General features: G+C 54.5%; 21 protein-coding genes and 2 pseudogenes. 17 read left to right on the forward strand and 6 right to left on the reverse strand.

Annotated elements, in window-relative coordinates; all coding sequences use genetic code 11:
- Nucleotides 1-278: 278 nt before the first annotated feature.
- The 3 genes from ACQ86N_RS19255 to ACQ86N_RS19265 are packed head-to-tail and all read left to right on the forward strand — an operon-like array spanning nucleotide 279 to nucleotide 3,121.
- On the forward strand, nucleotides 279-1,223 hold the full coding sequence (locus ACQ86N_RS19255) for a hypothetical protein (protein WP_431216544.1): 945 nt from the start codon (nucleotides 279-281) through the stop codon (nucleotides 1,221-1,223).
- Nucleotides 1,180-2,019: a right-handed parallel beta-helix repeat-containing protein gene (locus ACQ86N_RS19260; RefSeq protein WP_431216545.1), complete on the forward strand. Its 840-nt coding sequence runs from the start codon at nucleotides 1,180-1,182 to the stop codon at nucleotides 2,017-2,019. Before ACQ86N_RS19255 ends, ACQ86N_RS19260 begins: the two co-directional genes overlap by 44 nt.
- Nucleotides 1,949-3,121, forward strand: coding sequence for a T9SS type A sorting domain-containing protein (locus tag ACQ86N_RS19265; RefSeq protein ID WP_431217488.1), 1,173 nt, complete (start codon nucleotides 1,949-1,951; stop codon nucleotides 3,119-3,121). Before ACQ86N_RS19260 ends, ACQ86N_RS19265 begins: the two co-directional genes overlap by 71 nt.
- Nucleotides 3,122-3,195: 74 nt before the next feature.
- Here ACQ86N_RS19265 and ACQ86N_RS19270 read toward each other — a convergent pair whose 3' ends face one another.
- From ACQ86N_RS19270 to dusB, 4 genes are all read right to left on the reverse strand, one after another.
- Nucleotides 3,196-3,471 carry a glycoside hydrolase family 30 beta sandwich domain-containing protein gene (locus ACQ86N_RS19270; RefSeq protein WP_431216546.1) on the reverse strand — a complete coding sequence of 92 codons (276 nt, stop codon included), beginning with the start codon at nucleotides 3,469-3,471 and terminating at the stop codon, nucleotides 3,196-3,198.
- Entirely contained in the window at nucleotides 3,468-4,613 is a 1,146-nt protein-coding gene (locus tag ACQ86N_RS19275; RefSeq protein ID WP_431216547.1) for a glycoside hydrolase family 30 protein, read from the reverse strand. The genes ACQ86N_RS19270 and ACQ86N_RS19275 overlap by 4 nt, the downstream gene beginning before the upstream one ends.
- 5 nt (nucleotides 4,614-4,618) lie before the next feature.
- The gene (locus ACQ86N_RS19280) at nucleotides 4,619-6,007 is read right to left on the reverse strand and encodes a glycoside hydrolase family 30 protein (protein WP_431216548.1); all 1,389 of its coding nucleotides are present in this window, start codon (nucleotides 6,005-6,007) and stop codon (nucleotides 4,619-4,621) included.
- A gap of 93 nt (nucleotides 6,008-6,100) precedes the next feature.
- Nucleotides 6,101-7,138 carry a tRNA dihydrouridine synthase DusB gene (gene dusB, locus ACQ86N_RS19285; RefSeq protein WP_431216549.1) on the reverse strand — a complete coding sequence of 346 codons (1,038 nt, stop codon included), beginning with the start codon at nucleotides 7,136-7,138 and terminating at the stop codon, nucleotides 6,101-6,103.
- Between the two features lie 120 nt (nucleotides 7,139-7,258).
- On the opposite strand from dusB, the gene ACQ86N_RS19290 reads away from it, so the two are divergent.
- A complete protein-coding gene (locus ACQ86N_RS19290; RefSeq protein WP_431216550.1) occupies nucleotides 7,259-7,738 on the forward strand; it encodes a hypothetical protein in 480 nt (159 codons plus the stop codon).
- A gap of 404 nt (nucleotides 7,739-8,142) precedes the next feature.
- Here the strand turns inward: ACQ86N_RS19290 and ACQ86N_RS19295 are convergent.
- Together ACQ86N_RS19295 and ACQ86N_RS19300 are read right to left on the reverse strand one after the other, a co-directional pair.
- Nucleotides 8,143-10,241, reverse strand: a pseudogene (locus ACQ86N_RS19295) (GH92 family glycosyl hydrolase).
- Nucleotides 10,156-10,431 (reverse strand): hypothetical protein, encoded by a 276-nt coding sequence (locus ACQ86N_RS19300; RefSeq protein ID WP_431216551.1) that lies wholly within the window; start codon nucleotides 10,429-10,431, stop codon nucleotides 10,156-10,158. Before ACQ86N_RS19300 ends, ACQ86N_RS19295 begins: the two are co-directional and overlap by 86 nt.
- A gap of 550 nt (nucleotides 10,432-10,981) precedes the next feature.
- Here ACQ86N_RS19300 and ACQ86N_RS19305 point away from each other — a divergent pair.
- From ACQ86N_RS19305 to ACQ86N_RS19365, 13 genes and pseudogenes are all read left to right on the forward strand, one after another.
- A complete protein-coding gene (locus ACQ86N_RS19305; protein WP_431216552.1) occupies nucleotides 10,982-11,674 on the forward strand; it encodes a polysaccharide biosynthesis/export family protein in 693 nt (230 codons plus the stop codon).
- Nucleotides 11,675-11,691: 17 nt separating this feature from the next.
- Nucleotides 11,692-12,873, forward strand: a complete 1,182-nt coding sequence (locus tag ACQ86N_RS19310) for a Wzz/FepE/Etk N-terminal domain-containing protein (RefSeq protein ID WP_431216553.1) — start codon at nucleotides 11,692-11,694, stop codon at nucleotides 12,871-12,873.
- Between the two features lie 126 nt (nucleotides 12,874-12,999).
- Nucleotides 13,000-13,752, forward strand: a complete 753-nt coding sequence (locus ACQ86N_RS19315) for a GNVR domain-containing protein (protein ID WP_431217489.1) — start codon at nucleotides 13,000-13,002, stop codon at nucleotides 13,750-13,752.
- Nucleotides 13,753-13,756: 4 nt separating this feature from the next.
- Nucleotides 13,757-14,080: a hypothetical protein gene (locus ACQ86N_RS19320; RefSeq protein WP_431216554.1), complete on the forward strand. Its 324-nt coding sequence runs from the start codon at nucleotides 13,757-13,759 to the stop codon at nucleotides 14,078-14,080.
- Nucleotides 14,081-14,187: 107 nt separating this feature from the next.
- Nucleotides 14,188-14,697 (forward strand): UpxY family transcription antiterminator, encoded by a 510-nt coding sequence (locus tag ACQ86N_RS19325; protein WP_431216555.1) that lies wholly within the window; start codon nucleotides 14,188-14,190, stop codon nucleotides 14,695-14,697.
- Between the two features lie 39 nt (nucleotides 14,698-14,736).
- The gene (locus ACQ86N_RS19330) at nucleotides 14,737-16,059 is read left to right on the forward strand and encodes a flippase (protein WP_431216556.1); all 1,323 of its coding nucleotides are present in this window, start codon (nucleotides 14,737-14,739) and stop codon (nucleotides 16,057-16,059) included.
- 4 nt (nucleotides 16,060-16,063) lie between these two features.
- Entirely contained in the window at nucleotides 16,064-16,984 is a 921-nt protein-coding gene (locus ACQ86N_RS19335; RefSeq protein WP_431216557.1) for a hypothetical protein, read from the forward strand.
- Nucleotides 16,985-16,989: 5 nt separating this feature from the next.
- Nucleotides 16,990-17,367: a hypothetical protein gene (locus tag ACQ86N_RS19340; RefSeq protein WP_431216558.1), complete on the forward strand. Its 378-nt coding sequence runs from the start codon at nucleotides 16,990-16,992 to the stop codon at nucleotides 17,365-17,367.
- A gap of 35 nt (nucleotides 17,368-17,402) precedes the next feature.
- Nucleotides 17,403-18,176: an O-antigen ligase family protein gene (locus ACQ86N_RS19345; RefSeq protein ID WP_431216559.1), complete on the forward strand. Its 774-nt coding sequence runs from the start codon at nucleotides 17,403-17,405 to the stop codon at nucleotides 18,174-18,176.
- A gap of 111 nt (nucleotides 18,177-18,287) precedes the next feature.
- Nucleotides 18,288-18,677: a hypothetical protein gene (locus ACQ86N_RS19350; protein ID WP_431216560.1), complete on the forward strand. Its 390-nt coding sequence runs from the start codon at nucleotides 18,288-18,290 to the stop codon at nucleotides 18,675-18,677.
- Entirely contained in the window at nucleotides 18,619-19,197 is a 579-nt protein-coding gene (locus tag ACQ86N_RS19355; protein ID WP_431216561.1) for a hypothetical protein, read from the forward strand. The genes ACQ86N_RS19350 and ACQ86N_RS19355 overlap by 59 nt, the downstream gene beginning before the upstream one ends.
- On the forward strand, nucleotides 19,131-19,388 hold the full coding sequence (locus ACQ86N_RS19360) for a hypothetical protein (RefSeq protein ID WP_431217490.1): 258 nt from the start codon (nucleotides 19,131-19,133) through the stop codon (nucleotides 19,386-19,388). The genes ACQ86N_RS19355 and ACQ86N_RS19360 overlap by 67 nt, the downstream gene beginning before the upstream one ends.
- 69 nt (nucleotides 19,389-19,457) lie before the next feature.
- Nucleotides 19,458-19,805 (forward strand): annotated as a pseudogene (locus ACQ86N_RS19365) (glycosyltransferase family 2 protein); the annotation flags it as partial.
- Between the last annotated feature and the right edge of the window lie 30 nt (nucleotides 19,806-19,835).

Raw genomic sequence — 19,835 nt, forward strand, 5'->3', positions numbered from 1 at the left:
AAAAGCCGGCTATTATTTTTTAATAAAAAAACCACTTGCCGGATACGGCAAATGGTACGGTTTTTAGTGTGTAGAACTGTCGCAACATAATTAAAACCAATAACTTATATGAAAGTAAGTCTACACATGTGTCAGAGTAAACACTTAAGATGGACGGCAGGAAATACTGTATTCCGACGAAAACCGTCCAACCTGCTCAATCCTGTAACGCAATAAGGCGTTGTTCATCCTGCTAAATTCCTATTATTCCTATACTTAAAAGCTGCTCTGATTTTATCATGAAATTCCATGTCCAGCCCGTAAAACTTTACACATTACTGATTTCTACACTAACTTCCATTACAGGCCTCCACGCACAGAACCTTCACATCTACGCCTCGCCGAACGGGTCGGCGACTGCCGATGGATCTTCTGCTGCGGCCCCTGTAAACCTCGATCGCGCACGAGCTGTAGCACGCGCCCACCCCTCTCAGGCCTGTATCATCTACCTGGCTAACGGGGTCTACAAATCGCTGACGCTCGACGCCACCGACAATCGGAGCGCTGCCGATCCCGTTGTCTACGTATCCAACAGTCCCCACGGCGCCGTATTCACGCCGGAGAACTATGTAGACAGAAGCAAATTCCAGGCCATCCCCGACAGCATCAAGTCGCGCATCATCAACGCCACCGCGAAGACCATGGTCAAACAGATCCCACTGAGCGCCCTCGGTATCGCCGACTCGGCCCAGTGGCCCGCACAGTTCGGCATCAGCGACCTGGTATCTCCCAAATTCTATAAGGACGGCCTTCCGCTGCCGATGTCCAGATATCCCGCCGGCACCGCCACGATGCCGATGAAACAGGTCATCAACTCCGGCGTCTACAAAGGCGTCCCGGGTGGTAGCTTCAAATACCAGGACGACCGCGCGAAATACTGGACAAAAGCCATCAACGACGGCGGCGTATGGCTCGCCGGCAACTGGCAGGCGCAGTTCCAGATGGACGTGGTCCGCACCTATAGCGTCAGCACGGCCGACAGCCTCATCACACAATCGATCGGCATCTACGGCGGCCTCGGCGCCAAACCCTACGGCAGACTGGTCGCCGGTCAGGAGCCCTACTTCGCGCTCAACCTCGTCGAAGAGATCGCCGCCGAAGGACAAGCGGTCCGTCAACTTCCGCACGAAGATGCTCTATATGTGGCTGCCCGCCACAGGCACCGTGACCTCCTCCGGCAATAGCAAGTCTCCGGCCATCTCCGTCACCAACTGTAACAATACCCAGTTCATCAACATCGACGTCCGCGGCGGTTCGGGCAACGGCATCGAACTCCACGACTGTCACAACGTCCAGATCGACGCCTCCCATATCAGCCTCTGCTCCGGCAACGGCGTGACGATCACCGGCGGAACCTATTGTACGGTACAGAGCTGCGATATCGACTCGGTCGGCGCCGGCGGCGTCATCGTAAAAAGCGACAATTTTACCACCGACCAGTTCAACGTCACCAGGTCCTATCACAAGGTCATCAACAACCAGATCTACAGCTACGCAAGAGAAGCCCTGCTCTATTCCGCCGCCGTCAACACACAGGAGGCGGTAGGCGTATACGTGGCCTTCAACAGGGTCCACGACAGTCCCCAGGTAGGCATCCTCTACGGTGGCAACAGCAATACATTCGAGTACAACGACGTCTTCGACGTGGTGAAGGTCTATTCCGACATGGGTGCCTTCTACAAGGTCGAGATCGGCGAACTCTGGCTCTCCAGAGGAAACAAGCTCAACCACAACTACGTCCACGACGCCCTCGCCGCCAACGGCTTCTACAACGACAACTTCTCCTCCGGCGATAGCACGATCTACTGTATAACCGAGCGGGTCGCCGAAGGCTTTCTTCAACCACCGGGGCTATTTCCAGGCCTATGCCAACAACATCTGCGTCAACACACAGTATCCCGTGACGACGATGATCGAAGGCACGTCCAGCCCGACCTATGCCACGCACTACAACAGCCTGAAGAAGATGTGGACCAATAGCGCGGCCTTCCGTGCCGCCTATCCCGAATGCGCCGACATGGTTGGCAACGGCACCCCCAATATTTCCTACTGGTCGAAGATCTGGCCCTCCTTTACGGGCTGCGTATTTACCGCCAACCCCGGCATCTTCTCCAATACCAATATCGACTCCCTCTTCAACCGCGACGGAACCACCAATTCCACCTACGCGCGGACAGGACCGGCATTTACAAAATGGAACGCCTATTTCCAGGACAATTTCCGGCTCAACGGCGGAAGAACGACGCCGATACTGCCCTTCATCATGGACAGCCTGCTGAAAACCGGCGCCTTCAACTATACCAAGGGCAAGGACTGGCACCTCAACCGCATCGGTCTCCACAAAGACCAGTACAGGACCGACGTGACCGGCCTGACCATCCCCGGCGCCGATCCCAAAATGAAGCTCAACTTCTCCAGCGCCAGCGGCCTCAAAACGCCCGGCTCCGTAACGCTGACCATGGGCATCAAATTCCCGAACGCCGCCAACGTCATCTCCGCCACCTACTGGCTGGACAACGGCAAGGCGATCACCGGCCTCAGCATCTCGAAGAAGAGCGTCGCCTATGACTCCATCGTATACATCGCCACATGGACCAACCCTCCCGCCGGCACGCATACGATAAAAGTACAGGGCAACGACGGCGACGGAACGTTCTGGCAGTATTTCTCGAACACCGTCACATTTACGGTCACCTCTACCGCCGCCGCCGCGACCAGCGACTCGACCACCAGCAGAGTAGCCAACGCCTTCAACGACAGCACAGCCGCAACGGCCGCCCGCAGCGCCGACAGCGCAAGAGCCGCAGGCCTCGACAGCCTCAACGCACTATCCCTGTCGCTGTATCCCAACCCTGCAAGAAGCATACTGAACGTCACCTATAACAGCGCCTCCGCACAACAGGTCGACCTGTATGTGTACGATATGCTCGGAAGGATCATGGTGAAAAAGACGGCCGACATGCAGGCCGGGGCCAATCTGGTAGCGCTCCCCGTCAGCGGCCTGCCGACCGGCTCCTACCTGCTGACAGTTCAGTCGAAATTCAGCACAGTCAACGCCCGAAGGTTCGTGGTCCAGCACTAGATACGGTCGTAATCAAAACAACTAAAAACAAAAAGGCCGTCCCCTGAGGGACGGCCTTACTTATTGTTAAAATACTATTTCATATCCAATATATAAGTCCCCACAGCCCCCGGCTCCAGCGTCGGACGAACCCTCTTGCCCTTGAAATCGAGCGTAAACACCTGCTGCGCCTCCGTGTTATTTAACACGACCACCACGTCCAGATGATCCGGCGTACGGAAAGCTACATTCGGAAGGCTGTCGTCCGAATTGCTCACGACACGCACCGACCCCGGGCGCACGAATTTGGCCGCGTGCGCGACGATATAATAGCCGGGATTCCGGGTCACCTTGTCACCGTCGATGGTCACCCCCCGAGACAACGGTCACAGCCTCCACGGTCGGTATGCGGCTGCAGGCTGGGGTTCGATGTCAGATTCCATTCGATGACGGTCTTGCACCAGTTGCGCGGCGCGCCAATGATCAGCTTGCCGATATGCTCGGGGATATCCTTTTTGAAATCGCCCGGAGCGCCAACCCACTGCTCCGTAAAATAAAGGTTCTTGTCCGGGAAAGCGTCGTGTACAAGGGACAGCGAGTCGATCCGGCCTCCGTAAAGGTGAAAGGCCGAGCCGTCGATATACTGACTCGCCTCCGGGTCTTTCAACACGGTGATGGGATAGTCCGGACGGTCGGCATTGTGGTCGTAAATGACGATCCGGGTATCGATTCGCGCCCGCTGAAATGCCGGCCCCAGCGCGGTCTTTATAAAATCCCTTTCCTCCTCCGCCGGCATGAACATGCTCGGGTTGTTGCCCGGGTGAAGGGGCTCGTTCTGCACGGTAAGGGCCTCGATAAAGATGCCCTGATCCTGCATCGCCAGAATAAATTTCACAAGATAATTGGCGTAGGCGGAATAGTACTGTTTCATAAGGCTGCCTCCCCTGCTGTCGTGATTGGTCTTCATCCAGACCGGCGCCGACCAGGGAGAACCCATGATCTTTATCTGCGGATTGATCTCGATGATCTGTCTCAGCACAGGAACGACCTCCTTCAGCGTGGGCCCCAGATCAAAATGCGTCATCGCCGTATCCGTCCGGCCCTCGGGCAGGTCGTCGTACGAATAGACATGATCGCTGAGGTCGGATGCGCCGACGCTGATACGCAGATAGCTGATGCCGATATGGCTGCTGTCGGTCCCGAACAACTCCCGCAGCAACGCCCCGCGGGCGTCCGGACTCATCCGGAGCAGATGCTGGGCGCTCCCGTCCGTAAGGGCGAAGCCGAACCCTTCCATCTCCTGCATACTTTTGGCCTCGTCGATCCGGATCAGCGGCCCCGTTACGGCGCCTTCCTTTTCAGGGCGCAGCTCAGGCTGCTGCTGAAAGAACACATTGTGTCCCGGGTCGGTCAGCCACACCGCTACCGTCCTGTCTTTATCCTTTTGTGCAAAGCCATATTCCACCGAAAATACACAGACAGCAATACCAAACAGCGCTACTCTCTTGAACAATGCCATTATTTTATGATTAGGGTTGCAATAGAATGCGGCAGACTCTCCGTGACAGCCGCCTGTCCTTTTACCATCAGGTGATACGGCCAGGCCTTGTCCGTGTCATTCATCACAATGACAACCACGCTTTGGTCTTTGTTCACAAAAGCCGTCGTCTGGAGGGCCGCACGGTTGGACGACACCGCGATACGGCGGGCGCCGGGACGGACGAATTTCGAGAAATGACCGATATAGTAAAAGGCATTGGTATAGATCAGCTTCCCGTCGCGCGTGTCCGCATGCACCGGAGCAAAACAGAAATTGCCCACATGGTTGGGGCCTCCATGCTCGTCGAGAAGAATATTCCAGTCGGTCCAGGCCACAGCCCCACCATTGAAATCGTTGATCATGGAATAGCCATATTTTTCACCCAGCGACCAGTTGGCCAGGCTGTCGAAATCGAACTTCTCCTTGCAGCCCTCCGTAAAGATCAGATTCTTTGACGGGAAAGCCTCGTGTACCAGCTTCAGGTTGTCGAAGAGCATCGGCCCGCCCGTCCAGGTCTCGTACCAGTGAAAGCCGATTCCCCAAACGTATTTGGCCGCGCCCGGGTCTTCCAGAATAGTGCTCGCCTGCTGATACAGCAGGTCGCGGTTATGGTCCCAGCAGATCAGCTTCTTACCCCCCATCCCGGCCTTTTCGAGACTCGGTCCCAGATATTTTTTGATGAAATCGCGCTGCTCTTCCGCCGTATATATACAGGACTCCCATTTCTGTTTGGCCATCGGCTCATTCTGCACCGTCAGCCCCCAGACGGGGACCCCCTTCGCCTCATACGTGCGAATGAATTTTATGAAGAAATTCGCCCACGCCTGCCCGAACTCCCGTTGCTTCAGATGCCCGCCCTGAAGGACACTATTATTGTCCTTCATCCACGCCGGCGGACTCCAGGGACTCACATATAATTTCAGCTGACCACCGGCCGCGGCTATGGCCTGTTTGATCAGCGGTATCCGGAACCGCTCGTCGTGCGCAACGCTGAAGGTCTTCAGCTGCGGATCGTTGTCGCCGACATAGCTATAGCTGTCGCTCGAGAAATCGCAGCTCTGGATATTCGTACGGGCCAGCGTATAGCCGATGCCCTTGTCGGGACTATAGTACGCCGTCAGCAACTCCTGCTGCCTGTCTTTGGATAGTTTGGCAAAGGTCTCCGCGGACGCGTCGGTCAGCGCCCCGCCGATGCCCTCTACCGGCTGAAACGTTTTGGATGGATCGACAAGAACAAATGGTTCCGTTTCCAGCGGCTGGCGGCCTGCGGAGAAATGCAATACACCATTTGGGGTCAGCCGAAGCTCGGTATTGGCAGCAGTCGTATAGACCGTTACTGACGATGCCGTCTGCCCTGACGCCACCACAAGTGGCCAGAACGGACAGCACGAAAAGACTAGCTTTTTTATGCACGTTGAAATAGAGTTTTAGGCGGATAAAGTTAGGGTGTTTTGTACACGTTACAAGGCGCAGTGCGTATGATAATTGACCAGACGTATAGATTCAGTAGTGAGAACATGATCCCTGTACCGGTCTTCGATCGCTGCGAGCACCAACTCTACCTCCCCGGGGTCGGAAAGTCGCACCAGCTGTTTCACATAATCCCCGATATCCGGTATCCCCCTCAGATAGTGACCATAGCGCCCGCGCATCTCGTTGATCCCCTGCACCGGCCCGTTCCAGCCCAGCGCCCCCGCCAGATGCTGCCGGCAGACCGCTACCCTTTCCACCACGGTAGGACCCTCCGGCAAACGCCCCGTCTCCAGATAGTGCCGGATCTCCCGGAAGATCCACGGATAGCCGATCGCCGCCCGGCCGACCATGACGCCGTCCACGCCATACCTGTTCTTATACTCCAGCGCCTTTTCCGCGCTGTCGATATCTCCATTGCCGAAAATGGGGATCCTGATCCGGGGGTTGTTCTTTACTTTGCCGATCAGCGTCCAGTCGGCCTCGCCCTTGTACAGCTGACAGCGCGTCCGCCCGTGTATGGTCAGGGCCTTTATCCCCGCGTCCTGCAGACGAAGCGCCACCTCTTCGATATTCTTCGAGGCGTCGTCCCAGCCCAGTCGCGTCTTCACGGTCACGGGCAACCGCGTCGCCCGAACACAGGCTTCCGTCAGCCGCACCATCCTGTCCGGATCGCGGAGCACACCCGCGCCGGCGCCCCTGTGCACTATCCCCTTCACCGGACACCCGAAGTTGATGTCCAGCAGGTCCGGCCCCGTAGCATCCACGATCTCCGCGGCCAGTTCCATACTCTCCTCGTCCCCGCCATACAGCTGGATGCCCACCGGACGCTCCGCCTCGAAAATGTCCAGCTTGCGACGACTCCGGATCGCCCCCTTTATAAGACTGTCGCTATTGATGAATTCCGTATACGTAAGGTCCGCGCCAAGCGCACGGCAAACACCCCTGAAAGGCGGATCGCTCACGTCCTCCATAGGCGCCAGCAATAAAGGAAATTCAGGTAGTCGTATATCTCCGATGTTTACCATTCGTATATCTTCGTTCGATTCGATCAAGCTCCGGGCCCGCAAATGTACATGATTTGCGCCGGGCGCCGGCAATAAACACTCCTCACGCGCGTTTAAGGCAAAACTCTTAAATCCATTACTATGATGATCAAAACTACTTCACTGTTAGGTCTTTCCGTTATCGCTATCTCTACCCTTTTCTTTGCCTCCAGCTGTAAGAAAAGCAACAGCAATTCCAACAACCTTTCCGCGACCATCAGCGGATCGGGATACTCTGCTGCCCAGGTACAGGCCGCCGACGTCTATGGCGTCATCGGCGTCGTCGGGATGTCGATCAGCGGTAAAGATACCACCGGTTTTGCCGTACAGTTCGACGACACGGCAACCGTGGGCAAGAAGCTGGATATCAACGGATTGGACATGACCGAAGTCTCCTACCAGAGCAAGACCGCCTCCTATGACTCCTGGTTCCCCTCCGCACACGGAACCCTGACCCTGTCTACCTACGACAAGACAGGCAAACGCGTAGCAGGCACCTTCTCGGGCACGCTCTACAGCAGCACCGGAGACAGCGTTGTCATTACCAACGGTTCCTTCAACAGCTCGTATTTAGTCCCGTAGATCGGATATAACCCTACCAAAAAAGCCGGATAGTCAAACTATCCGGCTTTAATTTTTTATCTGACCAGGGCCGTCTTCCACGACAAACCCGTCATGTTGGGTGAAAGGCTATTTCATCGTTCCTGTAATGAACACATAGGAGAGGAACATCACCAGCCCAAGGAATCCGATCGCCAGCGCGATCGTCAGCCCGGCATTGCCTGCAAAATGTGCTTTTTTCATATGGCGGGATTTTTTTGTTGAAAAAAATCAAATCTCACCTAAATATATGATAAAAAATCCGCATTTGCAAGCCCCCTCCGGGACAACACCATCGGTCCGGGATAAAAAATTGGGCGAAAATAATTTTTTACCCAGTCCCATTTTTGTCTGTACACTTCGTGTACGAACTGGACTCCGTCCAGTTAATGTTTATCACTCATATAAAACACCAGTTTACCCCCAGCCATGATCTCTTCATGGGTGATATACCGCCGGTTGATCGCCACCCCGTTCAACTCCACCTTTTTCACATACACATTCTTCGGCCCCTGACCCCTCGCCTCGATCGTAAAAACCTTCCCATTGTCCAGCCGGATGGTAGCCGCGTCAACTGCCGGACTGCCCAGCGAATACTCTGCCGAACCCGGAGCCACCGGATAAAAACCCAGCGCCGTGAAGATATACCGGGCGCTCATCTGCCCGCAGTCGTCGTTGCCGCCAAGCCCGTCGGGTGTAGGCCTGTACTGTTTTTCCAGGATCATACGCACCCTTTCCTGTGTCTTCCAGGGCTGGTCCGTCCAGTTATACAGATAGGCGACATGGTGGGAGGGCTCATTGCCGTGTACATAATTGCCGATGATCCCATCCCTGGTGATGTCCTCCGTCTCCGCAAAGAACTTATCCGGCAATTCCATCGTGAACAGCGAGTCGAGGTGGCGCACAAATCGCTTCTTCCCCCGAGCATGGCGATCAGTCCCGCGGGATCGTGCGGAACATAAAGGCTGTAGTTCCAGGCGTTGCCCTCGATAAAGCCCTGCCCGTTGGTGCTCAGTACGTCGAAGTTCGCCCGATAACTGCCATTTGCCAGTCGGGGCCGCATATAGCCGATGGATGAGTCGAAGACGTTCTTATAGTTTTCCGAACGGCGCATATACGTCGCGTATATGTCCATCTTCCCGAGTTTCTTTGCCGCCTGCGCGATGCTCCAGTCGTCATAGGCGTATTCCAGCGTCGTGGAGACCGATGTCCCATTGGTCTCCGAAGGGATATACCCACGGTCGATATACTCGCCCAGCCCCTCGAAGCTGCGACGATTCGAGGTCGCGATACAGGCCTCCAGCGCCTGGCCGGGGTCGAACGGCGTATTGCCTCTGACGATAGCGTCCGCCAGGACCGACACCGAGTGGTAGCCCGACATACACCAGTTCTCGTTCGCATAGTGCGACCAGATCGGCAGCATATGCTCGGCGCTTTGCTGATAGTGCGCCAGCATGGATTTGATCATATCTGCATTCCGCCCGGGCTGCAGGATATTGAACAACGGGTGCAGAGCCCTGTGGGTGTCCCACAACGAAAAAGTAGTATAGTTCGTAAACCCGTCGGCATGGTGGTTCTGCTGGTCCAGTCCACGATACGAACCATCCACGTCCATATAGACCGTTGGGTTGATGAAAGCGTGATACATCGCCGTATAGAAATTCTCTTTCGTGGCCTGCCCGCCTTCGATGCGAAGCTTCCCCAGCTCGGCATTCCAGGCTTCCCTGCCCTGCTGGCGCACCTGATCGAAATCCCAGCCGGACGCTTCCGTCCGGAGATTGAGCAGCGCTCCGTCCGTGCTCACCGGAGAAAGCGCAAACTTCACCATCAGCTGCTCACCGGCGCGCGTCTTGAAATCAAAATGCATCCGCAGCTGGCGCCCCGCAAGGTCGGGGAAATTGTGGTTCTGGTCGAACTTCCCCCAAAATCCGCGATAGACCTGTCTTCTGGAATAATTGCGGCTGCCATACTGATAAAAAGGCTTCGAGAACGACATAGCAAAATACACCGTCCTCGTCCGCGCCCACCCGCTGGTCTGACGATACCCAACGACCAACGTATCATTCACGACGCGAACATATGTCCATACATTCTTGTCGTCGTAATTGTAAATACCATGCATCAGATCGAGGATGATATGCGCCTGATCCGTGGCCGGGAAGGTGTACCGGTGCATCCCCACCCGCGTGGTCGTCGTCAGCTCGGCAAGAATATTATAGTCCTCCAGTTTTACTTTGTAATAGTCCGGTTCGGCAACCTCGGTGGAATGGCTGAAGCCGCTGCGGTAGCCAGCTCCAGGCTGACCAGCCACACCCGGATTGATGCGCAGTTCCCCCACCGTAGGCATGATCAGGAAGTCGCCCAGATCGGAATGACCGGTACCACTAAAATGCGTGTGACTAAAACCCAACGATGGTTTTATCGTCATACTGGTATCCCGCACAGTATTTATACACATCGGGGTTGTATTTACCATTGAGTTCATAGGGGATCGTATCCGTATCAGGACTTAGCTGCACCATGCCAAACGGGGATGTTGCCCCGGGGTATGTATGCCCCATACGCTGCGTGCCGATGATCGGGTGAACATATTGACCTGGGTCGTCGGCGGCATTGGATTGTGCATGACTAACGACCGGTGCTGACAGGAAAAGAAGCCAGAGTAATTTTCGCATGACTGTGATTCTAAAGATGATATAGGGCTAATGTTGATAAAATTCCACCCCTTAAATCCAATTAAGGACGCAAAATAAAACTATGTTCGAATTTTTGGTACAGATTTGGTAATTGAGGGTTGGAAAAATGTAAGGAATGGATTTGAATAGTAGAATTACTAATAGGCAAAATTTGGAATATGAACAAAAAAAGTTGACAGACATGGATTAAAGTGGTATTTTGCACCAGCTAATTCTCATTCTCCTATTAATTTGCACAGTGGCGGGATCCGCCACCACCCATTCCCCGTAAAGCCCCGTCGTAGCCGTCAATATTCCTGTAGAAGCAAACCACTCTAAGCTATCTATTGCTTGCCTGATGAAACGTCTCTCCAATGCGAGAACGACCGGAATATTCAATGAAATCCATAATTAAATGACCCATTTAAAAAAGAACCCTTTTTTAGTATTATTCTTTTTGTGTATACTATCCGTATCGTGTGTTAATACAAAGAAGATCGTTTATTTTAATAACGTTCAGGACACCACGTTGAAAAGCACAGACGTGAATATGGAATCGGTCATTCAGAAGAACGACCTGCTGAGCATTTCTGTCAGCAGTCTGAACCCTGAAGCTTCCCCGGTATTCAACATCCCCAACCAGGCAGCGTCCGTGTCATCGCTCTCCATTGCCTCCAATCCCATGGGCGGGATCAGCTCAGGCGGGAGCACACAACAGCCGCTGGGCTATCTCGTCAGCTCCGAAGGGACCATCAAATTCCCCGTTCTGGGAACCATACAGGCAGCGGGCATCACCAAAAAACAGCTTGAACAATCCTTAACTAACAGTCTCACCGAGAAGAAACTCCTGATAGACCCCATCGTCAACGTCCGGTTCCTCAATTTCCGGGTTACCGTTCTCGGCGAGGTCGCCCGGCCGACTACGATCAACGTAGGCAACGAAAAGATCTCTGTCCTCGAAGCGCTCGGTCTCGCAGGCGACCTCACCATCTATGGCAAACGGGATAACGTCCTGCTGATCCGCGAAGAAGGCCCGAACAAGGTCATCCACCGCATCAATCTCAATTCCGAAAAAATACTGACCTCTCCTTATTATTATTTAAAGACCAACGACATCGTTTATGTAGAACCCAATAACGCCAAAGTCGCAAGCACGAGTCGTACCCAACAGTTGCTTCCCATTATCCTGAGTGGCTTATCGTTTGTGGCGATCATCCTCACCTATTCGATAAGACACAATTAACCATTAAAAGAATGACTATGCAAGTGACACAGAAGAGGGGAATTGAAGACAAGGACAGCAACCTGATCACGGGCCTGCTGTTCAAGTACCTGCCGTACTGGCCGCTGTTTCTGATCCTCCTGATCCTTTTTGGCGCGGGAGCCTGGCTCTACCTCCGCTACGCTACGCCCATCTACGAGGCATCCGCGACGATCCTCGTCAAAGACGAAAAGAAAGGAGTGGACGACGCCAACCTCATGGAACAGCTCGACCTGTTCGGCTCGAAAAAGCTAGTTGAAAACGAGATCGAGGTCATCCGCTCGCGCATGCTCATGCACGAAGTGGTCGAGAACTTTTCACTGTACGCCCCGGTAATGGCCGAAGCGCCGTTCAAGGACCGCTCGGCCTATCTCAGCTCACCCATCACCATCGAAGCCCTGCACCCCGATTCGATCGCGGAGGTCAAGGGCGACCCGAGGGTATTTTTTGCATTTGACAGCAGCACGAAAGAAGTAATAATAAAAGGACAACGCTATCCGCTGAACCAGTGGGTCCCCGTCGACGGCAACACCACCCTCCGCTTCACCGCGAATACCAACTACAGCAAACCCGAAGAAAAGGAAAAGCTGTACTATGTCCTGCTCAACGCCAGATCCGTCACGGACGGCATGATGAACGCCATGAAGGTGACCCAGGCTACCAAGCTGTCCTCGGTCATCAATCTCAAGATCCGGGACGCCGTGCCGAGAAGAGGAGAAGACATCCTCAACGGACTCATCGCCGCCTACAACAGGGCAGCCATCAACGACAAGAACGCCCTCGCCTCCAACACGCCTCAAATTTATCAACGAGCGGCTCAAGCTGGTGGCGGGCGAACTCGATTCCGTCGAACTCAATATACAGAGATACAAGACCAGAGAAGGCATCGTCGATATCAGCGCCCAGGGACAACTCTACCTCGACAACGTCGGGGTCAACGACCAAAAGCTCAGCGAGGTCAACGTCCAGATGGCGGTACTCGACCAGGTCGAACGGGCGCTGACCTCCGGCTCCAACCAGCCGGGTGTGGTGCCGGCTACCTGCAGGTGTGGACAATCCCGCCCTCGCCTCCCTGCTCGGTAAACTTTACGATCTCGAAGTCCAGTACGAAAGCCTCCAGAAGACGACGGCAGAGAACAACCCCCTGCTCACTTCCGTACGCGACGGCATCGAAAAGCTGAAACCCAATGTGTTAGCTGCAGTCCGGCTACAGCGAGCAAAACCTCGAGGCAGGCAAGGCCAACCTTACCGGAACCAGCAATCAATACGCTTCCATCCTGAGGAGACTTCCCCAGAAAGAAAGAGGTCTGGTAGAGATCAGCCGCCAGCAGACGATCAAGAACGGCATCTACAGCTTCCTGCTGCAGAAGCGGGAAGAAACCGCCCTCTCCTATAATTCAGCCGTATCCGATACGCGTATCGTAGACGACGCACAGTCCGGCGTAAAACCAGTCAGTCCGAAAAGGATGCTGGTCTACCTGATCGCCGTCCTGGGCGCCCTGGGCGCTGGCGCAGCTTTTGTAGCAGTAAGAGAGGTGTTCAACCAGCATGTCATCTTCCGTAGCGATATCGAAGATTTCACCAGCGTCCCCGTCATCGGCGAGATCATGATGAACGACAAGGACGACCTCTTCGTCATCGAGGAAGGCAACCGGTCGGTGATCGCCGAACAGTTCCGCCAGCTCCGTACCTCGCTGGCCTATATCGGCATCAACAACCGGAAGAAAAAGATCCTGGTCACGTCCACCATCCAGGGCGAAGGCAAAAGCTTTATCTCCGTCAACATTGCCGCCAGCCTGGCAATGACGAACAAAAAGGTCGTTCTCCTCGAGATGGACCTCCGGAGACCGGCGCTCAGCCCGATATTCAATATCTCCAGACAGGTAGGACTCACCAACTATTTTGTCGGAGATAAAGAAGCAGACCATATCATTAAAAGCACTTCCGTCAACCCGAATCTGTTTTTCATTCCTTCAGGCGCCATTCCGCCCAACCCGTCGGAACTCATTATCAACGGCCGCCTGGACGAATTATTAAAATACCTCCGAGACCATATTTGACTATGTGGTCATCGATACCGCCCCCGTAAGCCCCGTAACCGACGCGTACCTGCTGTCTCCGATGTGTGACGCCACACTGTATGTGGTCCGCCACGGAGTAACGCCGAAAGCGTCTATCAGGATGCTCGACGCAAACATGCTCGTACGCCCTTTAAAGAACATAGCGATTATATTTAATGGCGTCCGCAATCGCGGATTCGGACAATATGGATATGGCTATGGCTATGGTCATAATGGAAATTATGGCTATTTCGAAGACAAGAATGGAAAGGCAAAAAAGAAAGGAAAAAGGCGAAGGCTTAACCGCCCCCGGATTGCTTCCTGTTGAAAGCCTATCACTAACACCCAACACCGAAATTTCTTCTCACTACCCAAAAACCACCATGTGAGTGGAGTGGGCGAAGCCTTGCCATTTAAACCGAAAAATCCGAAATTATGATTCAACAGACTAAGAACTGGTATGTCGTCTACACAAAACCACGCTGGGAAAAAAACGTGGCCAGACAGCTCGAACAAAAAAAGATCGAACACTATTGCCCCCTCAACAGGGTACAACGCCAATGGAGCGACCGCAAGAAGATCGTCTTCGAACCTCTTTTCTCGTCCTACGTTTTCGTTCATCTCGACGACACGGAAATGCTTCCCGTACGTCAGGCCGACGGTGTAATGAACTTCGTCTACTGGCTCAGCAAACCCGCCGTTATCCGGGATGAAGAGATCATCGCCATCCGGCGCTTCCTCAACGAGTACGAAAATATCCGCCTCGAAAAAGCCATCGTCAACGTCAACGACCGCGTCCGCATCACCGGCGGCCCGCTGATGGAAAGACAAGGCAATGTCCTCGAGATCCGCAGCAAGACCGTAAAAAGTCTCTCTGCCGACCCTCGGATACAACATCGTCGCCGAAGTGCCGAAAACGAGCATCGAGATCATCTCATTGTTTGACCACCCAGTAACCGAAAGTAAAATCGTATAATAAAGGCCGTGGAAGTCGCACTAACGTTCATTGACAAGGTAAAAGCCAAGCAAAAGATCATCTTCAATTCCTTCTGGGTCATTCTGGATAAAGTTATCCGGATGCTCGGAGGGCTGATCGTAGGAGTATGGGTGACCCGGTATCTGGGTCCGTATAATTTCGGCAAACTGAACTATGCAACGAGCATCATCGTGATCTGTCTTCCCCTCGTCAATATGGGGATGAACAATATCGTACTCACTGAGCTGATCAGGAGGTCAGGCGAAGGCAAAGTCTTCTTCACCTCCCTCGTCCTGAAGCTCTGCTCGGGCTCGATCATGTTCCTGCTCGTCTATCTGTTCTCCTTCAGCCTGCACGACGACCAGGTCACCCGTGCCATCCTGATCATCCTGTCCGTCCAGTGCCTCTTCCAGTGCACGGACATCTTCGACCTGTTCAACCAGTCCCGCACCGAGTCGAAGAACAGCGTCATCGCCAAGTCGAGCGCCTACATAGCCATCAATATCGTCAAGGTCGTCGCCCTGCTCACCGGCTTCAGCATCGTCGCCTTCGCCGCGATGACCGTCATGGAGGTCGTGCTCGCCGCGATCATCCTGATCATCTTCTATTTCCGGGTTTCCAGACAAACCACCGCCGGATGGATCTTCGACAAGGCCTTCGCCCGCGACCTGCTGTCACGCTCATGGCCCCTCATCATTTCGGATATCTTCATCACCTTCTACATGCGCCTCGACCAGCTGATGCTGAAAAGCCTCGCCGGCTATACCGAGGTCGGACGCTACAGCGCAGTAGTCCGCATATCCGAGATCCACTATTTCCTCGCCGGCGCCATCTGCGTATCGGTCTACCCTTCCATCGTCAAAATGAAGGAAAGAAGCGAACAGGACTTTATGTGGGGCTTCCAACGCCTGCTCAACATCCTCACCACGGTTTCCGTCGTAGTCGCCGTAGTCGTCACCTGCTTCGCCGGAAAGATCACCGGATTCCTCTACGGCGCCAAATACACCGGCATCGGCGAGATCCTCTCCGTCCACGTCTGGACAGGGGTCTTTGTATTTCTGGGCGTCGGCGCCAGCAACTGGTTTATCATCAACAACCTCCAGCGCCAGGTGCTCGTCTATACCATGATCGGACTGACGATCAACGTCATCCTCAACTTTGTCCTGATACCCCGCTATCTCAGTCTGGGGTCCGCCATAGCCACGCTGATCGCGCAAATGTTCGCCGCCGTCATCTGTAACAGCCTTATGAAAAAGACCCGGCCGATGTTCTGGCTACAGGCCAGATCGTTCTTAGCCCTTTTCAAACCTTCAGTAAAAAATTATCTGTAATCGTATGTCGTCCTCAATACCCCCTGTGCTGATGATCGTTTTCAACCGGCCCGACCACGCCCGGAAAGTATTCGAAAAGGTAAAGGCCGTCCGGCCAAAACGCCTCTACGTCGCCGTGGACGGACCGAGAAGATACCGCCCCGACGACGAATTCCAGATCAGAGAGACAGTAAAGATCTTCAACGAGGTCAACTGGCCCTGCGAGGTCATCCGGCTCGTGCGCCCCGAGAACCTGGGCTGCCGCCTGGCCGTAAGCTCGGCCATCACCTGGTTCTTCGACCACGAAGAACAGGGCATCATCCTCGAGGACGACTGCGTCCCCGACGCCTCCTTCTTCACCTACTGCGACTACCTGCTCAATAAATACAAGGACACACAGACGGTGATGCACATCAACGGCGTCAATTTCCGAGGACGGCCACTGGCGCGGCGCCGGCTCCTACTATTTTCCAGGATCTGCCACGTCTGGGGCTGGGCCAGCTGGAAAAGAGCATGGAACAAATACGATATCAACATGGAAGGCATGGAAGAGTTCTTCGAACACGGTCTCTACAAAAGCATCCTCACCTATAAAGAAGGCGGCGAATACTGGAAGAACGCCCTCACCCAGGTAAAGAACGGACTCATCGATACTTGGGACTACCAATGGGCTTTCTCCGTCTGGAAGAACAACGGACTTAGCCTGAGCCCTAATTTCAACCTGATCTCCAATATCGGCTTCGACGAACACGCCACCCATACCCGCCGCTTCGACCCCCGCGTCTCCGACAAGCCGCTCACCGGAGCCGACGGGACCATCAGGGACCCGAACGTAATGGTCGCCGACTACTACGCCGACCTCTATTCATTCAACAAATTGTTCATCGGCTATCAGTCCGATATCGTCAGCCGCGTCAAACGCAAGATCCTCTCGCTGGCCAAATAATAACCATGCCGTTCAAGCTCAGGATTCTGAACATCTTTTGTTTCTGCTTCGCCGCGGGAATCCCCTTTTTCGACTCTTTCGGAATAGGCGGCCACCGGCTTGGCAACCTGCACCAGATCACCGTCGTGGTCCTGGCCCTCTATCTTTTCCTCGGGACCAGCTTCCTGAAATACAACCCATGGCGAAACGTCAAACTCACTTACGTCAAATACTTCCTGCTATTCAACGCCGGCATCTTCGCCTCCTTCCTGCTAAGCGGATCGATCACCAGCCTCTCCGTACAGCACATGACCTTTTATTTTGAGACTGGCCTTAATATACCTCCTCTACAGCGAAATTATTTTTCGACTCCACCACGGTCCGCAGCTTTTACTACGGACTGACGGCAGGACTGACACTTTCGGTCTTCATCGGTGTCATGCAGTTCCTGAAAGTCCCCGCCTTCAACCTCTTCAAGGACGACGACCTCAACGCCAACACTTCCTATGTGTCGGAAGGCGACGCCGTCGACGTACTGCGCGTCTGGGGACCCTTCGGCAACGCGCTCTCATTCTCCTTCTACCTCTCCGTGGCAGGGATGCTCTCCTTCTATTTCTTCCTCAAAGTCAAAAGGCAGAAATTCATCGCATGGTGCATATTCGCCATGAGCATCCTCGGCATCTGTCTGACCATCTCCCGAATGGCGCTCTTCGCCTTCGTGTTCTGCGTGGCGATGGTATACTACCTGTCCATCGACAGGCGCAGGCGCGCCCGCTTCTTGGCCGCGATCGTCGTCCTCGCCATCGTCGGCATCCTCGGCATTAGCGCAATCGCCAGCAACGACCCTATCCTCAGCCGGTTCTCCGCCAGCCAGGACGACTTCGAGACGGGAAGACTGGCCCTCTGGGACGTCGGCTATAAGGTATGGATGAACCATCTGTTCTTCGGCACCGGTCCCGGCAACCTCAACGAACAGCTCTACAACAACGGCTGGCGCATCGTCGGCAAAGACATCATCGAGACGACACCCGGTCACGTCGAAAATTATTACCTGACCGTCCTGTTCACCTTCGGGCTCATCCCCTTTCTCATCTTTGCTGCCTATCTGACAAAGCTCGTCAAGGCCTGCTACCGGCTGCTGAAGGCCGGACTCGCCGATAAAAATCTCGCGGACGCCATCCCCTGCTGGGCGGCGTGGTCTGTCTGCTTTTGAATAACCTCATCAACCCCGTGATGAACTCCGATATCCGGATACAGCTGCTCATGGTCCTGCAAATGGCCATCTGCACCGGCCTGTACCGGAAATTCGCTACAACCCCCGAATATGAAAGTACTAGTGGATCATCAGATCTTTCTGTCCCAAAGGTTTGGCGGCATATCTAACTACCATTCGATCATCCACCAGACGATCAATGAAGGTCAGGCCGCTGACAGGTCGACCATCCTTGCGCTTGGTTCGATCAACGAATACGTGGAATCAAGAATGGCCATCCTGAAACCCCTGAATACCCACGGGAGAAAAATGCTGCACGCCATCAACGAACGCACCGTCAGCCGGATGCTATCGTCCTTCGACGTGTTCCACCCGACCTACTATAACAACTATTTCCTGTCCGTCGCGGGCAAGCCGCCCTTTGTTCTGACCGTCCACGAGTATGATACCGGAAAGGAATTTTACCCACGACGAGATCGGACTGACGCTGATCGCCAATAAGAAGAACCTCATATTCAAAGCCGGCCGGATCATCGCCATCTCCGAAGCTACAAAAAAAGACCTGCTGTCCTTTTACGATATCGACCCCGACCGCATCGACGTCATCCACCACGGATTTCCCGTGGCCTTCGACCGCCTTCGGGCCCAGGCCGGCACGACGGAGACGCAGCCAGGAGCAAAACCCTATTTTCTCTTCGTCGGCACACGTCACGCCTATAAGAACTTTCCCTTCTTTATAGAAAGCGTCGCCGGATTCCTCCGGAAAGAAGACATGGAAGTAAAGGTCGTAGGGGCCCCGCCCCTCTCCCTCCGAACAACAGCTGCTCGAATCGCTGGAGATCAGCAGCCGTGTCCGCTTTTGCGGGCAGGTGTCCGACAAAAAGAACTCTTTCACCTTTATAATAAGGCCTACTGTTTCGTCTTTCCTCTCTCGAAGAAGGCTTCGGCCTTCCGCTGCTCGAGGCCGCCACCGCCGGCTGCCCGATACTCTGCTCGGATATCGAAGTCTTCCGGGAAATAGCAGGCGACTCGGCCCTCTACTTCGACCCGCGGTCCAAAGACAGCTTTGCCGCACAGGTACAGACCGTACTCGCAGCGTCACAACGCGAAGCACTGATCAGCCGCGGCGCCTGCAATCTCAACCGCTTCTCCTGGGAAGAAGCCACAAAAAAACACTCGACACTTACAGAAAGGCAATATAACCAACGATGATGACCTGTTGCATTCTCATACCGATCTACAACTGCCTTGCCGTAACACGGCAGGGGCTCTCCGCACTATATGAAGCGCTGGAATGCCACCGCCAGACCGGCGACCAGACCTGCCAGTTCGAGGTCGTCGTCATCGACGACGGCTCCACTGGACGGCAGCTCCGAATGGATCTCCGCACACTACCCGCAGGTCCGCCTGCTGCACGGCGACGGCAACCTCTGGTGGAGCGGCGCCATCAATATGGGAGCCGACTTCTCCATCAAACAACTGAGCGCCGACTGGCTCCTGCTATGGAACGACGATATCGTTCCGGCCGACGACTATTTCATCCGCGCCGCCCGGCTGCTCAGCATCGCCCCCGGCGATACGGTCATCGGATCGCGCATCGTCGTCAAGGAAAATCCCTCCAAAGTCTGGTCGATCGGCGGATTTTTCAACCGAACATGG

Source organism: Puia sp. P3, from assembly GCF_050632245.1.
Taxonomy (GTDB): Bacteria; Bacteroidota; Bacteroidia; order Chitinophagales; family Chitinophagaceae; genus Puia.

What these genes read in the sequence shown, in the direction of transcription:
- ACQ86N_RS19255 (WP_431216544.1), top strand. Translation starts at nt 279, where the DNA reads ATGAAATTCCATGTCCAGCCCGTAAAACTTTACACATTACTGATTTCT.
- ACQ86N_RS19260 (WP_431216545.1), top strand. Translation starts at nt 1,180, where the DNA reads ATGTGGCTGCCCGCCACAGGCACCGTGACCTCCTCCGGCAATAGCAAG.
- ACQ86N_RS19265 (WP_431217488.1), top strand. Translation starts at nt 1,949, where the DNA reads ATGATCGAAGGCACGTCCAGCCCGACCTATGCCACGCACTACAACAGC.
- dusB (WP_431216549.1), bottom strand. Translation starts at nt 7,138, where the DNA reads ATGGTAAACATCGGAGATATACGACTACCTGAATTTCCTTTATTGCTG.
- ACQ86N_RS19290 (WP_431216550.1), top strand. Translation starts at nt 7,259, where the DNA reads ATGATGATCAAAACTACTTCACTGTTAGGTCTTTCCGTTATCGCTATC.
- ACQ86N_RS19300 (WP_431216551.1), bottom strand. Translation starts at nt 10,431, where the DNA reads ATGCGAAAATTACTCTGGCTTCTTTTCCTGTCAGCACCGGTCGTTAGT.
- ACQ86N_RS19305 (WP_431216552.1), top strand. Translation starts at nt 10,982, where the DNA reads ATGGAATCGGTCATTCAGAAGAACGACCTGCTGAGCATTTCTGTCAGC.
- ACQ86N_RS19310 (WP_431216553.1), top strand. Translation starts at nt 11,692, where the DNA reads ATGCAAGTGACACAGAAGAGGGGAATTGAAGACAAGGACAGCAACCTG.
- ACQ86N_RS19325 (WP_431216555.1), top strand. Translation starts at nt 14,188, where the DNA reads ATGATTCAACAGACTAAGAACTGGTATGTCGTCTACACAAAACCACGC.
- ACQ86N_RS19335 (WP_431216557.1), top strand. Translation starts at nt 16,064, where the DNA reads ATGTCGTCCTCAATACCCCCTGTGCTGATGATCGTTTTCAACCGGCCC.
- ACQ86N_RS19340 (WP_431216558.1), top strand. Translation starts at nt 16,990, where the DNA reads ATGCCGTTCAAGCTCAGGATTCTGAACATCTTTTGTTTCTGCTTCGCC.
- ACQ86N_RS19345 (WP_431216559.1), top strand. Translation starts at nt 17,403, where the DNA reads ATGCAGTTCCTGAAAGTCCCCGCCTTCAACCTCTTCAAGGACGACGAC.
- ACQ86N_RS19350 (WP_431216560.1), top strand. Translation starts at nt 18,288, where the DNA reads ATGAAAGTACTAGTGGATCATCAGATCTTTCTGTCCCAAAGGTTTGGC.
- ACQ86N_RS19355 (WP_431216561.1), top strand. Translation starts at nt 18,619, where the DNA reads ATGATACCGGAAAGGAATTTTACCCACGACGAGATCGGACTGACGCTG.